The 12,988-nt window shown below is 62.8% G+C and carries 14 protein-coding genes; 5 read left to right on the top strand and 9 right to left on the bottom strand.

Features of this window, described 5'->3' with window-relative positions; genetic code table 11:
* Positions 1-93: 93 nt before the first annotated feature.
* Positions 94-417 carry a DUF1825 family protein gene (locus KBY72_RS00765; RefSeq protein ID WP_106502272.1) on the bottom strand — a complete coding sequence of 108 codons (324 nt, stop codon included), beginning with the start codon at positions 415-417 and terminating at the stop codon, positions 94-96.
* A 142-nt stretch (positions 418-559) separates the two neighbouring features.
* On the opposite strand from KBY72_RS00765, the gene KBY72_RS00770 reads away from it, so the two are divergent.
* The 5 genes from KBY72_RS00770 to KBY72_RS00790 are packed head-to-tail and all read left to right on the top strand — an operon-like array spanning position 560 to position 4,519.
* On the top strand, positions 560-1,261 hold the full coding sequence (locus KBY72_RS00770) for a response regulator transcription factor (protein ID WP_254959788.1): 702 nt from the start codon (positions 560-562) through the stop codon (positions 1,259-1,261).
* Between the two features lie 28 nt (positions 1,262-1,289).
* Entirely contained in the window at positions 1,290-2,060 is a 771-nt protein-coding gene (locus KBY72_RS00775) for a hypothetical protein (RefSeq protein WP_254992938.1), read from the top strand.
* Between the two features lie 4 nt (positions 2,061-2,064).
* Positions 2,065-2,664 carry a GIY-YIG nuclease family protein gene (locus KBY72_RS00780; RefSeq protein ID WP_254992939.1) on the top strand — a complete coding sequence of 200 codons (600 nt, stop codon included), beginning with the start codon at positions 2,065-2,067 and terminating at the stop codon, positions 2,662-2,664.
* Between the two features lie 52 nt (positions 2,665-2,716).
* On the top strand, positions 2,717-4,234 hold the full coding sequence (locus KBY72_RS00785) for a leucyl aminopeptidase (RefSeq protein ID WP_254959792.1): 1,518 nt from the start codon (positions 2,717-2,719) through the stop codon (positions 4,232-4,234).
* A 30-nt stretch (positions 4,235-4,264) separates the two neighbouring features.
* On the top strand, positions 4,265-4,519 hold the full coding sequence (locus KBY72_RS00790; protein ID WP_254959793.1) for a hypothetical protein: 255 nt from the start codon (positions 4,265-4,267) through the stop codon (positions 4,517-4,519).
* A 385-nt stretch (positions 4,520-4,904) separates the two neighbouring features.
* On the opposite strand, the gene msrA is transcribed toward KBY72_RS00790, so the two are convergent.
* From msrA to KBY72_RS00835, 8 genes are all read right to left on the bottom strand, one after another.
* Entirely contained in the window at positions 4,905-5,579 is a 675-nt protein-coding gene (gene msrA, locus KBY72_RS00800) for a peptide-methionine (S)-S-oxide reductase MsrA (protein WP_396111842.1), read from the bottom strand.
* A complete protein-coding gene (gene lpxB, locus KBY72_RS00805) occupies positions 5,576-6,769 on the bottom strand; it encodes a lipid-A-disaccharide synthase (RefSeq protein WP_254959795.1) in 1,194 nt (397 codons plus the stop codon). The genes msrA and lpxB overlap by 4 nt, the downstream gene beginning before the upstream one ends.
* Entirely contained in the window at positions 6,769-7,575 is an 807-nt protein-coding gene (lpxA, locus tag KBY72_RS00810; RefSeq protein WP_254959796.1) for an acyl-ACP--UDP-N-acetylglucosamine O-acyltransferase, read from the bottom strand. Before lpxA ends, lpxB begins: the two co-directional genes overlap by 1 nt.
* Complete coding sequence (gene fabZ / locus KBY72_RS00815; RefSeq protein WP_396121795.1) at positions 7,575-8,078, bottom strand: 3-hydroxyacyl-ACP dehydratase FabZ; 504 nt, start codon at positions 8,076-8,078, stop codon at positions 7,575-7,577. The genes lpxA and fabZ overlap by 1 nt, the downstream gene beginning before the upstream one ends.
* Complete coding sequence (lpxC, locus tag KBY72_RS00820) at positions 8,078-8,950, bottom strand: UDP-3-O-acyl-N-acetylglucosamine deacetylase (protein ID WP_254959797.1); 873 nt, start codon at positions 8,948-8,950, stop codon at positions 8,078-8,080. The genes fabZ and lpxC overlap by 1 nt, the downstream gene beginning before the upstream one ends.
* The gene (locus KBY72_RS00825) at positions 8,950-11,109 is read right to left on the bottom strand and encodes a BamA/TamA family outer membrane protein (protein ID WP_254992940.1); all 2,160 of its coding nucleotides are present in this window, start codon (positions 11,107-11,109) and stop codon (positions 8,950-8,952) included. Before KBY72_RS00825 ends, lpxC begins: the two co-directional genes overlap by 1 nt.
* A gap of 83 nt (positions 11,110-11,192) precedes the next feature.
* Entirely contained in the window at positions 11,193-11,948 is a 756-nt protein-coding gene (gene purC / locus KBY72_RS00830; RefSeq protein WP_254941016.1) for a phosphoribosylaminoimidazolesuccinocarboxamide synthase, read from the bottom strand.
* On the bottom strand, positions 11,945-12,979 hold the full coding sequence (locus KBY72_RS00835; protein ID WP_254992941.1) for a hypothetical protein: 1,035 nt from the start codon (positions 12,977-12,979) through the stop codon (positions 11,945-11,947). Before KBY72_RS00835 ends, purC begins: the two co-directional genes overlap by 4 nt.
* Between the last annotated feature and the right edge of the window lie 9 nt (positions 12,980-12,988).

Genomic DNA, 12,988 nt, shown 5'->3' on the forward strand with positions numbered 1-12,988 from the left:
GGCTGCTCTGCTGGAGGCTGGTCTGCTGGAGGGTGCGCTGTTGTCATTCGAACTGCGACCCGCCTTGCTCTGTGGCGAGATCGTAGGCAGCCGCTATGCCGTGGCCTCCAGCTCAGACTTCATGCGCTCCAGGGTCTGGTGCATCTGCTGGAACATCGTTTCGGGTGTCATGCCGAACTGGCCCAGCTGGGTGCGTAGCTGCTCCACGGTGAGCTTTGCCTGGAAGTCTTCAGAGAGCTCGAAGCGCTTCATGAACACCCGGTAGCGCTCCATCATGTCCTCCATCTTTTCGATGTAGAGCTTCTTGCCCTCACGATCAAACTTGCCGTACTCACTACCCAGCTGCATCAGCTGCTGGTAATCGCCAAACAGCCGCTTGGCTTCGTCCTGAACGATTTCGGATTCAAAAAACGCCATAACCCTGGCAGCGCAGCGTTCGCAAATTCTGGTGAGGCCTGGCACCCCTGGGGAGTGCGGATAGGCGTATTGCCCCTGGCGGATCGAGCGGAGCTGGCCAGGATGGCGCCAATGCAGGCCCCCAGCCCAGCCTTCAGCGCCGATGGACTTCACGCCCAAGCTTGAGCAGATCCGCCGCAACACCAGCCAGATCAACAACCTGCTGCGGGATGCCCGCCTGGTGGCCTGCCTCGGCAACCGGGCCCTGCTCAGCTTCTTTGTGGGCGGCCTGATCGGCCAGGAGCACCTGGTGGGTGCCGCCACCTGTGAGGCCGCCGGCCTGGAGCTGGTGGAGCGGCACCGGCCCTCGATGGTGTTTCTCAGCGACACCCTGGAGCAGGGCTCGGGAATCTCCTTACTGCTGCAAATCAAGCAGCGCTGGCCCGGCCTGCACACCTTGTTGCTGATCACCCAGGAGCACCGCCAGAGCGAGATCCAAGCAGCGATCGAGGCCGGCTGCGACGGCTTGCTGGTGGAGTCCCGCATTGGGCTGGGCAGTGCCATGGCCGCCCTGCATGCGATCAGCGGCGGCGGGGTCTACGTAGACCGCAGTCTGACGGAGCTGTTTCGCCGCGGACCCGGTAAGGGGGGGCCCCTAGAACCGCTGACTGGGCGCGAACTCCAGGTGCTCAGCCTGGTAGCTGAAGGCGACACCAACATCGAGATCGGCCAGCGGCTGTTTATCAGCGCCGACACGGCCAAAACTCACCTGCGTTCCCTCTGCAGCAAGCTCCAGGCCCGCGACCGCACCCATGCAGCTGTGCTCGGCCTGCGCTGGGGCTTAATCGATTGGCCTGAAGAGTGAGGCCCCCGCTAAGTTTGAAGCGTTTTTAATGCGGTGGCATTCCGCCATGGCCAAGCGGCACTGGTTGGATCCCCTGGCACGTCAGCTGCTGAGGGCCACTGGCCAGATCCCACCAGCACAGATCCCACCAGATCAGCTCCCTGCTGTACCCGCCGATGCAGCGGCGGAGCGGGAACGGGAGCGGGTCCAGAGGGAGCTGGTTGAGCAAGAGCTGGTGGAGCAGGAGCTGCTGGCCCTGAAGCTGCAACACAACCCTGCCCTCAGGCTTGAAGATGCTGAGGCCGTAGGCCGGGCCGCTGCCCTGGGCTGGCGGCTTGATGTGAATCGCGCCACCGCGGCCGACTGGCTGCGGCTGCCGGGCATCGCTGTCGATCAGGTGGACCTGCTGCTGCGGCTGCAGGCGGGCGGCATCCAGCTCAGCGGCGCCGACGACCTGCAACGGGTGCTGGATCTCTCCGATGCGCTGGTGCGCCGCTGGCTGCCTTTGCTGGAATTTCGCTGGTACGGCGAGCCAGCAGCGCCTTTGCAATCCGCCACCCTGGTGGATCTCAACCAGGCTTCCAGCCAGGAGATAGCAGGGCTGGGGCTCGATCCGCCCAGGCTCAGCCGACTGCTGCATGAACGAAGTCGCAGCCCCTTTCGCGATCTGGCCGACCTGCAACAGCGGCTGCAATTTCCCGCCGACCTGGTGGAAAGCTGGATTGGCAAGGTGAGCTTCAAGCAAGGCCCTGCCGGGCCAGCACTGCCCCCAGGCGGCAAGGGCAATACCCGCCTAGGCCAAACCAGCAACGGGGCCTGAAGCGATGGCGCGTCAAGGCGAGTTGTTTACGGCCAGCCAGCTGGGGAGCACTGGCCGCGCCGATACCCCTGATCTGCCCCTGCAAGCCTCGCAGCTGCTGGACTGGCAGACCCGCCTCGCCGCCCACCAGCAGCCCCTGTGGAGCAACCAAGCTGGTGGTGCCATACAGGTCTCGCTGTTTGCCGGTAGCCCCGGAACGCCTGAAGAGATAGCCAAGGCCTTCAACCCCCTGCAGCTCACCCCCCAGGCCCTTTCCTTCTGGCGCTGGCCCGCCGCACCCCAACAGGGTGCAGCCCTCTATCTGGTGACAGATCGGCCCGCCGATCTAGGCCAGCCCCTGCTGCTCTATGTCGGTGAAACCGGCCAGGCAGATCGGCGCTGGAAAGGCGAACACGACTGCAAGGCCTACCTCGCCGCCTACAGCGAAGCCCTGCTGAAAGTGGGCCTGGGCTGCCAAACCAGCATCCGCTTTTGGTTAGATGTGCCCGCCGCCATCCGCCCGCGCCGCGCCCTGGAGCAGGCCCTGATTCAGCGCTGGCTGCCGCCCTTCAACAAGGAAACCCGCAGCCGCTGGGCCACGCCGTTTCAAGCCGATCCTGCCTAGGTGAGTTGGGCTGGCCACGCTGGCTACGATCGCGCCCAACCTCGGCCGTTCCATGGACTTTCGCTGCATCCCCGACGACCTGCCTGCGGCCCTGGGCGATTTCGATGGTGACTGCCTGGCCGTCGGCCTGTTCGCCGCTGCCGAAGATCGCCCCGACCACCCCCAGCTTGAGCAGCTCAGCGCCGCCCTGGGTCAGTCGCTGACGAGTCGCCTGGAGCAGCGGCGCTTCAAAGCCAAGCCCGGGGAATGTCTCAGCCTCGATCGCCTAGATGCCAGCCCCCAGACCCTGATCCTGGTGGGTCTGGGGGCTCCGGCCGACTTCAACCTCGCCGGCCTGCGCCGGGCCTGCGCCGCCGCCAGCCAGGCCGCCGCCGCCGCTGGAGCAAGCCATCTAGCCCTGGCCATGCCGATCGAGGCCTTGTCAGCAGGTGCTGCAGCCCAGGCCATGGCGGAGGCCAGCCGCCTGGCCCTGTTCAGCGACCAGCGCTTCAAGGGGGAGCCCGAGCCCCTGAGCCTGCCGGAGACGATCAGCCTGATCGGGGTGGCAGCAAGCGCCGCTCCCGCCCTGGCGGCAGTGGCAGCCAGCTGCGCCGGCGTCGAGCTGGCCCGGGAGCTGGTGGCCGCTCCGCCCAACGTGGCCACGCCCCAGCACCTGGCCGACACCGCCGCTGCCCTCGCCCGCGACTTTGGCCTGGAGCTGACGGTGCTGGAGCGCAGCGACTGCGAGGCCCTGGGTATGGGCTCCTACCTGGCGGTGGCCCAGGGCTCAGACCTGGCGCCCAAGTTCATCCACCTCACCTACCGCCCCGAGGGTGGGGCTAAGCGGCGCCTGGTGCTGGTGGGCAAGGGCCTCACCTTCGATTCCGGCGGCTACAACCTCAAGACCGCCGGCTCCCAGATCGAGATGATGAAGTACGACATGGGCGGCAGCGCGGCGGTGCTGGGAGCCATGCGTGCCATCGCCGAGATCAAGCCCGCCGGCGTGGAGGTGCACATGATCGTGGCGGCCTGCGAAAACATGATTAGTGGCGGGGCCATCCACCCAGGCGCGATCGTCACCGCCTCCAACGGCAAAACGATCGAAATCAACAACACCGATGCCGAGGGGCGCCTCACCCTGGCCGATGCCCTGGTGTACGCGTGCAAGCTCGAACCGGATGCGGTGGTCGACCTGGCCACCCTCACCGGAGCCTGCGTGATCGCCCTGGGGGAGGAGATGGCGGGCCTCTGGTCGAACAACGACGGCCTGGCAGATGCCCTGCTGGGCGCCAGCGAAGCCAGCGGTGAAGCCCTCTGGCGCATGCCCCTGAGGGCCTCCTACAAGGCCGGGCTCAAGAGCCAGTTTGCCGACCTCAAGAACACCGGCCCCCGGCCCGGGGGCTCGATCACCGCCGCCCTGTTTCTGCAGGACTTCGTCACCCCCAAGCTGGCCTGGGCCCACCTGGATATTGCCGGCACCGTCTGGAGTGACAAGGGCCGCGGCCAGGATCCCGCCGGCGCCACCGGCTTCGGCGTGCGCACGCTGGTGAATTGGGTGTGTTCGGGGGCACCTCTTGAAGCATCGGCCTAAGTTTGGAGCCCTGACGCCTTTGAGCTCTCCATGGCCGTTCAGAAGATCCGCTGGTATGTGAAGGCCCAACTCGGCGTGCTGCTCCTGCCCGCCGGGCTCTGCCTATTTGGCGAGGCGGTGATCCGCAAAGGCATCCAGGTGCTTGCCGCCGCAGGCAAATTGGAAACCCTGGCCAGCCCCGGCCCCTGGTTTTGGTACGGCACCTTTGGCCTGATCCTGATCAATGCCGGCGTGGGGCTGATGATCGAGAGCGGCCTACTGCGCGGCTATCCCGGGCGCAGTTAGGACTCAAGCAGCCACGACTGCCGTACGCGCGGTTCCAGCACCCAGGCTGGCCATCAACTCCGCGGGCGATTCCAGGGCATGAATCTGCCAGCGGGAACGCTCACCGCAAAGCGGCAAGAGGCGATCAAGGTCGTCAGCAGCCTGCTTCGGACTTAGGTAGGGCCCAACATGACGGGTATTCAAACCGTCTCGGATGGTCAGCAGATACATACAGGACTGCTCACGTAATTGACAGAATGTTAGTCAGTCCTAACTTGCCCTTAAAGGGCGGAAAGCCGCTCCATAACAGCAATTAGTCGACCACTAGGACCCCTGCTTCTTTAGATTTTCCTAGGAATTGCCGCAATTCCCAGCTGCTTACGCTCCCACGGGAGTTACCGCCTAGTCAGGACTTGCTGCCAGAAGCCCAAGCCGCCCCACTGCGAGCGCGCTTGCCCCACACCGAATCAAGCCGCCGATCCCGGCCGCAAGCCCAGCGGTAGTAGTTGTATTTGACGCTGTTGAGCTCCGCGTAGTTCTGGTGATAGGCCTCCGCAGGCCAGAAGCGATTCAGCGGCTTGATCTGCACCTTCAGGGCTGCGACCGGACGGCCCAGCTCGGCGGCGGCCGAGCGCAGGCTTGCCTGGGCCTGATTTTGTTGATCGGAGCCACTGGTGAAAATCACCGGGCGATAGGAGCTGCCGCGATCGCAAAACTGGCCGCCACCATCTAAGGGATCAATGTTGCGCCAGTAGGAGCGCAGCAGGGCGCCGTAGCTGATCCGAGCGGGATCGAACCGCACCCGCACCACCTCCTGGTGGCCGCTTCCCCCAGCCGATACCTGGCCGTAAGTGGGGTTAGCTCCGGCGCCACCGCTGTAACCACTCTGAGCGTCCAAAACCCCTGGGAGCTTTTCAAGGTCGTGTTCCAAACACCAGAAGCAGCCGCCCGCAAGCACCGCTTCCTGAGGCGCATTTGCAGCCATAACAGGTGATGGGGCCAGGGCTAGGCAAATCAGGAACAGCAGGCTCAGCAGCCAGGCCAGGGGGCGGGCCCCAAGAGAGGGGGGGCGGGTATTCATCGAGCTTCCAGTACCTGGTCAAAGATGGCGGATGCTGCCCGCTGGGTGACGCCCGGCTCCCCAAGTTCCAATCGCAGCCGCCGATATCCATCCAGCATGGTTTGGCGTGCCCCACAGCTGACATCAAGCTCAAGCAGGGGTAAGGCCTCTCGCACGATTGCCGCAGCAGTGAGGTCCTCCTGCAGCAGCTCCGGCACCAGCCGCTCTCCTAGCACCAGATTTACTGGGGAAATGTGGGGCACGCTGAACCGCAGGATGTGCCGGGCCACAAAGGCTGTCGCCCTACTGACCCGATACACCACCACCTGGGGCACACCCCGCAGGGCCAGCTCCAGATTCACCGTGCCCGATTTGGCCAGGGCCAAATCGGCAGCAGCGCAGAGGCAGGCCTTGAGCTGGTCTGAATCAGTGGCAGCAATGATCTCCGCCCGCACCCCTGCCTGGCCAAGTTGCCGCGCCAGATGGGCCTCGAAACCTGGCAATCCCGCCGGCACCACCACCTGCAACTCGGGCAGCTGGCGCTGCAGCTCGGCAGCCGCCGCCACGATGTAGGGCAGCATGTAGCGGATCTCTTGGCGCCGCGATGCCGGCATCAGCAGCAGCACTGGCGCATCACCGCGCAGCCCAAGCTGACGGCGGGCCTCCTGCTGGCTTGGCACTTCACCGATGGTGTCCAGCAGAGGATGGCCCACATAGGTGACATTGGCGCCACGACAGCGATAGAAGCGGGCCTCCTCCTGAAAAATCGCCAGGATCTGATTTGTGAAGCTGATCAGATTGGAGCGGCCGCCGTTGCCGAATTTGAATGCCCACTCTTGCGGGGCTATGTAGTAAGTGACGGGCACCTTGGGAAATCTGCGTTTGAGCCGCAGCCCCAAGCTCACATTGGGGCCCATGTAGTCGATCAGCACCACGCCATCGGGAGGGTCGCGGCGAAACCAATGCTTCAAGCGCCGCTGCAACCTCAGGGTCGGCAACACAAAGGGAATCGCCTCCAGCAAGCCGATGGCACCCATCCGGGTGGTGTTAGCAAGCAGTGCCGCACCGGCGCGCTCCATGCGCTCGCCTCCAAGGGCCACGATCTCGAGATCGAGCTGGCGTCGCCGGGCCTCCTCGTGCAAAGCCTTTACCAACAGCGATCCCTGCAAATCCCCAGACACCTCACCGGTGCTCACCAGCAACCGCAGCATCAGCGCGTCCCCGGGATAGGCCCGCGGCGGGAGGGGCCAATGGAGGCCTCTAGGAAACTGCACAGCTGGTCTGCAGCACCTCCTAGGGGCTGGGAGCGCAACTGGCTTAGTGCTTCAGCCAGGGTGATGCCACTGCGGTAGAGCAGGGTCCAGGCCTGTTTGAGTTGCTCGAATTGTTGGCCGCCGTCCTGATCGAACAGACCGCTGCGCCGCAGACCGATCTTGTTGAGGGCCCTGACACGGGAGGGATGGCCCTCCACCATGGTGAACGGCGGTACATCTCGCTCGATACGGCTCATACCCCCCACCATGGCCAGGGTTCCTATATGAACGAACTGATGAATACCAAGTACACCGCCAATCACAGCCCGATCGCCTATAACAACATGGCCGGCCACGGCCACCCCATTGGCGATCACGATCCGGTCGCCTAATTCGCAGTTGTGGCCCAGGTGGCAATAGGCCATCAGCAAATTGCCGCTACCAAGCCGTGTTTGCTGGTTGCCAGTGGTGGCCCGATTGATAGTGACGCACTCCCTGATGGTGTTCTCGTCGCCAAGCACCACCTCGGTGGGATCCCCCGTGTATTTCAGATCCTGGGGTTCGAGGCCGATGCAGGCCCCGGGAAATATGCGGTTATTGCGGCCCATGCGCACCCGACCATCGAGAACCACATGGGGGCCGATGCGGCAGCCGGCACCAAGCTCCACCTGGGGGCCGATCACGGCGTAGGGCCCAACTTCAACTCCGTCAGCCAGCTGAGCTTTGGGATCGACAACAGCCGTGGGATGGATGGTCGTTGCCATCAGTCCACCAGCGAGAACATCAGTTCCCCGGAGCAAACCAGCAGACCATCCACTCTGGCTTCTGCCTTGACCTTGCCGAAACGGCGGCGCTTGAGGCTCAGCAACTCACAGGTGATTACCAGCTGGTCGCCAGGGACCACCGGACGACGAAACCGCACCCCATCGATGCCAGCAAACACAAATAAGCCCTTGGGCAGATCGGGCATCTGGGTAACGATCAACCCGCCCACCTGGGCCATGGCCTCAACGATCAACACTCCCGGCATCAGGGGGCGACCGGGAAAATGGCCCTGAAACTGAGGTTCATTGAGGGTGACGTTCTTGATCGCCACAGCGCGTTTACCCGGCTCATGCTCAATCACCCGATCCACCAGGGCGAAGGGATAGCGGTGGGGCAGCAGTCCCTGAATCTGCTCGCTGGTGAGGATCACCGCAGCTGTGGGATCCAAAGACGCCGGCGCGGCGGGATCAGAAAGCGGTGGGCTGGCGTCAGACAAGGGCATCAACTGGCGAAAGAACTGGAGGTAGAAGATTTGGCCAGGCCGGCCAAGGCCGCAGCCAAAGAGGTGTGGAGCCCGTGGGAGCCGCGGTAGGCGAAAACCTGGGCTCGAGGCAATCCGATCAGCGCCAAGTCTCCCAACAAGTCCAGGATTTTATGGCGCACCGGTTCCTCCACAAACCGCAGCGGCGGATTTAACCAGCTGTCGCCGTCACAAACAAGGGCGTTTTCAAGGCAGCCGCCCCGGATCAGGCCAGCTGCCAGCAGCTGGTCCACCTGAGAGCGCAATCCAAAGGTGCGTGCCGGGGCGATCTGCTCAACAAAAGTGCTCGGTGACAAATCAAGTGAAAACAGCTGGCGGCCAATGGCCGCATCGGCGAATTCAATTGCCGCACCTACCCGCAAGCCGGAGTGGGGCAGGGCAGTGGCAAAACTGACGCCACTACTAACAGTGAGCGGCAACTCAAGCTCTAGAGGCGCCGATGCATAGGGCAGAGCTTCCAGCCCCGCCTCATCTAGCGCCTCTACCCAGGGCAGGGCCGATCCATCCAGCAAGGGGATCTCCTCGCCGCTCACGAGGATTTCAGCTTGGGTAACACCGGTGCCAGCCAGGGCAGCCAGCAGATGCTCAACCGTAGCTAAACGGCGTTGGTCTAGCCGCAAAGCCGTACAAAGCTGAGTTTCACTTACGTAATCCGGCGCCAAACGAATCAAGGGGAGCTCCGGTGCATCCAGCCATCCCACCCAGTAGCCCGGGCGCCGTGATGGCTGTAAGCGCACTTGGGCCTGCTGGCCGCTGTGCAAGCCCACACCCTCCCGTTGCACCGACTGGCTCAGAGTCCAGGCACCGGAATAGTCACTTGGCCATTGCGCCACTAGAACTTCCAGCCCACACCCAAGTTGAAGCGCCAATCACTGGAGAAATCCTGGGTGGCAACCTCAAGGCGCAGGGGCCCCACTGGCGTTGTCACGATTAAACCAACTCCAGGCGAATATCCCTCACCTTTCTTACCAAGCAGGCCACCAGGGTTACCAGGGATGTCTGCCTGGCTCCCGAAAGTGGTGCCAGCATCAAAAAAGATTTCACCACTAATGATGCTGAAAATGGGGAAGCGATATTCAATCGTGGCTTCAGCAAAACTTTTGCCAACTCCCAAATCGCAATCGTAATAACCGCGTACGGAATTGCCACCACCCAGGCAGAAAGCCTCATAGGGCGGAATATCACTGCCCACCAACGATCCAGCCGAAACCTGGAAAGCCAGTGCCTGCTTGCAGTCTTTGGTCTCACCGGGCTTAGGCCGGCAGCCCTTGAAGATCTTCAACCATTCCACAGGTATGTAGTGGGTGAAACTGCCGCGAACGCGGTTGAAGGTGGGTGAATTCTCGCCTACCGAAATAAATTGCTCCGTGCCGATACTCAGAAAGTTACCCTTAGTGGGATTACGTGGGTCATTAAGAGTGCTGTAAGTAGCCCCGACCCGAAAACTCACCAACTGGTTTTCAGAAGCACAATTAAAGGCTAGGCAAATGACCTGATTACTCGGAACAATATCGGGAGATGTCGTTGCACCAACTACCCCATAGGAATATTTACTACCGGAAAAATCCATCGGCGTAACTTCTTGCCCGCCAAACGAGAGAATCAGGTTCCAGGGAGCTTTCTTGTAAGGGTTGCCACCATTTAGGGGTCGCACAAACTGAATATTAGCGCCGATACGCTGAATCGCAACAGTATCAAAATTCGTGGTTACAGCTTCGGTGCCATTATTAATGACGGTTCGACTTGTGACTACGTCAAAGTCGGATCCATCAAAATTCTGCAACTCATAAGTGAAGGAATTGTTCTCGTTCTGGAATAACTGAGGCACTTCCCGACTGAAGAAGAGGCGAGCCCGGAAGGAAGTTCGGTATTTGTTGTCCTTGATCCAAGGATCTGTAAAGGTGATATCGCCAAGGCCGCCGTACTGGCCGTAGGAAATGTTGGTACCGAGGTCCCAAGCGCGGCCAAACAGGTTGCTGTCCTGCAACTGGATCTGACCAAACACGCCCTGGCTCTGGCTGTAACCCAGGCCGCCTGACAAAGAACCGCTGGACTGCTCAACAATGCCAAGCACAATCACCACCTTGCCAGGCTCGGCCGGCACCGGCTTGAGAGTCACTTTCACATCACTGAAAAGGCCCGTGCCATAGATGCGCTTGATGTCCTCCTCCAGCTCGCGCCGGTTGAACACCTGTCCAGGGCGGAGGGACACCTCGCGGGTCACGACCCAGGGCTTGGTCTTGCCCCGAATTGGCTCGCCTTTGTCGTTGGTAGCGGAGCCTTCCTTGTTGAGGAACTGCACCTCAACCCCCTCAACGGTGCCCTGGCGCACCAGCAGCTCCACGACCCCCTCCGGACTCACCCGACTAGGACCGGTGATCCGCGCCAGGGAGTAGCCCTGATCTGCGTACCAGCGCTGCAACTCCTGCATGCGGGTCTGCAGGGTGTTGAGGTTGAGGGTTTTGCCATAGTCAGCGGCGAAGGTGTCCTTAACCACCTGCTCCGGCAACTTCAGGTCGGCTGGATCGAGCTTGACCTGCTGCAGCACCGGGTTGGCCACCACCACCACCACCAGCCGCACGCCCAGCGGACCATCTACGGGCTGGATCCGCACATCGGAAAACCAGCCGCTGGCGTAGATCGCTGAAAGGTCTGTCTGGAGCTCGTTGCGGGTCACCCGCGAGCCTGGGGTGGCTGCCATCGCGGCATAGGCAGCCAGCTCCAGCCGTTCCCGTTCAGGGTGGTCTTGAAGGCCTTCGATCGCCACCTCCGCGATCAAAACCTTGGGTTCAGCTTTGGCAGCAGGCTCGGCTACCGGAGCGGCCTGAGTTGGAAATGGAGTCTGGGGGATCGGCTGGGCTGGGGCAGGCGCCTGGCTGGCTGGCTCCTGGGTGGCAGGCGCTTGGGTGGCAGGCTCCGCCAAAGGATTGTCCACCTGCTGTGAGGCAGGTTGGGCCAGGGCCGGGGTCGCCGAGAGGAGGGCGGCGCCCATCAGGGGCCAAACAGCCTTCAAACTCAGCAAACCAGCCATGGGGAAGGGGTAGCGGAGCGGACAGGCCGCAAATTGGGCTGACCTTACCGGTAGACCCTGGGTGGAGGACAGGCCCCTTGGACCCGTTTGAGGACCTCCCCGTATGCCTCGACAACGCCGCCTAAATCCTGTCGGAATCGATCCTTGTCCAAAATCCGGTCCTGAGAATCCAGTACCGCCCTATCCCAAAGACGGCATGTATCAGGGCTGATCTCGTCAGCAACCACCAATTCACCACTGGCCGTATGTCCCAATTCGATCTTGAAATCGACCAGTTGCAAGCCGACTGAATCAAACAGGGCCAGCAATTCCCGGTTCACCTGACGGGCCAGCTCTTCCAACTGGCGGCGCTGCTCGGGGGTAACCAAGCCCAAATGCTCAAGGCGGGCCTCGGTTAGCAAGGGATCTCCGAAGCCATCGTCTTTGTAATAGAGATCAAGCAAGGGTGGCTCCAGCGGCGTGCCTGGCGCGATGGGCATCTGCTTGCAAAGCGAGCCCGCAGCCACGTTGCGGATCACCACTTCAATCGGGATCACCCGCACTGGACGGGCCAGCATCCAGCGGCTGCCTTCCACCCCGAGGTAGTGGGTGGGGATGCCCCGTGCGGCGAGATGCTCAAAAAGCAAAGCCGAAATTCGGCAGTTCAACTCTCCCTTCCCTGCCAGTTGGGCCTTTTTGAGGGCATTGAACGCGGTGGCATCGTCTTTGTATTCGACCGCTACCAAGTCGGGCTGATCTGTGGCGAATACCCGTTTGGCCTTGCCTTCGTAAAGCAGGGAACCAAGGTTGTAGGCCGTCATGGCTGGGGATCGGGGGACTGCGCTGCGGCGGCATGGCCACCAGGGGCGCGGGGGGAGCGAAGTTGACGCTCCAGATCACCCTGCCGGGACAGGGCAGCAGGATCCCGCCGCTGCAACATCCACTCACCGTAGGCATCGTCGATACGGGAGCTAAGGCGCAGGCGCCGCTCCGTTGCCCGGGCGACCTGCTCCGGCGTACTACCGGCCAGGGCCAGCTGCTGATCGAGGATCTCAGCTACCAGCCCCCAGCTGCCTGAGGAAGCCGCCTGCTCGAGGGCAAGCTCTAGGAGCCGGTCCTGCTCAAGAGCTGGGAGTGCTCCGGAAAGCGCCACCGCCTTAGCCAGCCGGGCCGCCGTCGCCGCACCGGGCTGGGCGCTGCTGACCAACACCTCAGCGGCCCGTTGCCATTGACCCAGGCTTTCCAGATGGCCCGCCAACAGATCCAGGGCTGGGCGATTGATCGGGGTGCCGTCCTGACGCTCACCCACCGGCAACTCCAGCAACGCCAGCTGCCCAAGGTTTCCAGCCGCAAGCCGCAAGAGGGCATCGGCCGCCAGCTGGTGGTGCAGTCCCGCCTGGGCAGCGCGCCATTGCAGCACCAGCCACTGGGTCCGCTCAGCGCCCGGTGCCGGCCCCACCCGCGCCAGCACCTGCAGGGCCCCGTCAGGTGCCTGGCAGCTCAACAGGCTGTGGGCATTAGCCAGCACCACCACAAGAGGCTGGGGCGCTGGGTGGATCGTGAGCAGCCGCTGTTGCAGCTGGCTCAACAGCGGCCCATCGCTGCGCCGCACGGCATTGACGCAGGCAGCGTCGAGGGCATTGAGATCTCCATCGCGCAGCAGGGCAATCAGGGCTGGATCCGCGCTGGCGGCCCTGGTCTTGGCTTGCGCTTCTGCGGCAGGCGCGGCGGCCATAAGGCCCACCAGCGCAGCCCCAAAAATCAGGAACAGCCGGGCCCGGGGCGAGAATGGCGTTGGTATTGCCGGCATGTCTAGAAACAGGGCCTGGCAGCCCCCCGCACCACGTTTCAACTTAGAAGA

Source organism: Cyanobium sp. BA5m-21 (assembly GCF_024346235.1).
Classification (GTDB): domain Bacteria; phylum Cyanobacteriota; class Cyanobacteriia; order PCC-6307; family Cyanobiaceae; genus Cyanobium_A; species Cyanobium_A usitatum.

Bases quoted from the DNA above. Each gene is read 5' to 3' on its own strand.
- KBY72_RS00790 (WP_254959793.1), top strand. From the start codon at position 4,265: ATGGCCGTTCAGAAGATCCGCTGGTATGTGAAGGCCCAACTCGGCGTG.
- KBY72_RS00780 (WP_254992939.1), top strand. From the start codon at position 2,065: ATGGCGCGTCAAGGCGAGTTGTTTACGGCCAGCCAGCTGGGGAGCACT.
- KBY72_RS00765 (WP_106502272.1), bottom strand. From the start codon at position 417: ATGGCGTTTTTTGAATCCGAAATCGTTCAGGACGAAGCCAAGCGGCTG.
- lpxA (WP_254959796.1), bottom strand. From the start codon at position 7,575: ATGGCAACGACCATCCATCCCACGGCTGTTGTCGATCCCAAAGCTCAG.
- KBY72_RS00785 (WP_254959792.1), top strand. From the start codon at position 2,717: ATGGACTTTCGCTGCATCCCCGACGACCTGCCTGCGGCCCTGGGCGAT.
- fabZ (WP_396121795.1), bottom strand. From the start codon at position 8,078: ATGCCCTTGTCTGACGCCAGCCCACCGCTTTCTGATCCCGCCGCGCCG.
- purC (WP_254941016.1), bottom strand. From the start codon at position 11,948: ATGACGGCCTACAACCTTGGTTCCCTGCTTTACGAAGGCAAGGCCAAA.
- KBY72_RS00825 (WP_254992940.1), bottom strand. From the start codon at position 11,109: ATGGGCGCCGCCCTCCTCTCGGCGACCCCGGCCCTGGCCCAACCTGCC.
- lpxB (WP_254959795.1), bottom strand. From the start codon at position 6,769: ATGCTGCGGTTGCTGGTGAGCACCGGTGAGGTGTCTGGGGATTTGCAG.
- KBY72_RS00775 (WP_254992938.1), top strand. From the start codon at position 1,290: ATGCGGTGGCATTCCGCCATGGCCAAGCGGCACTGGTTGGATCCCCTG.
- KBY72_RS00770 (WP_254959788.1), top strand. From the start codon at position 560: ATGGACTTCACGCCCAAGCTTGAGCAGATCCGCCGCAACACCAGCCAG.
- msrA (WP_396111842.1), bottom strand. From the start codon at position 5,579: ATGAATACCCGCCCCCCCTCTCTTGGGGCCCGCCCCCTGGCCTGGCTG.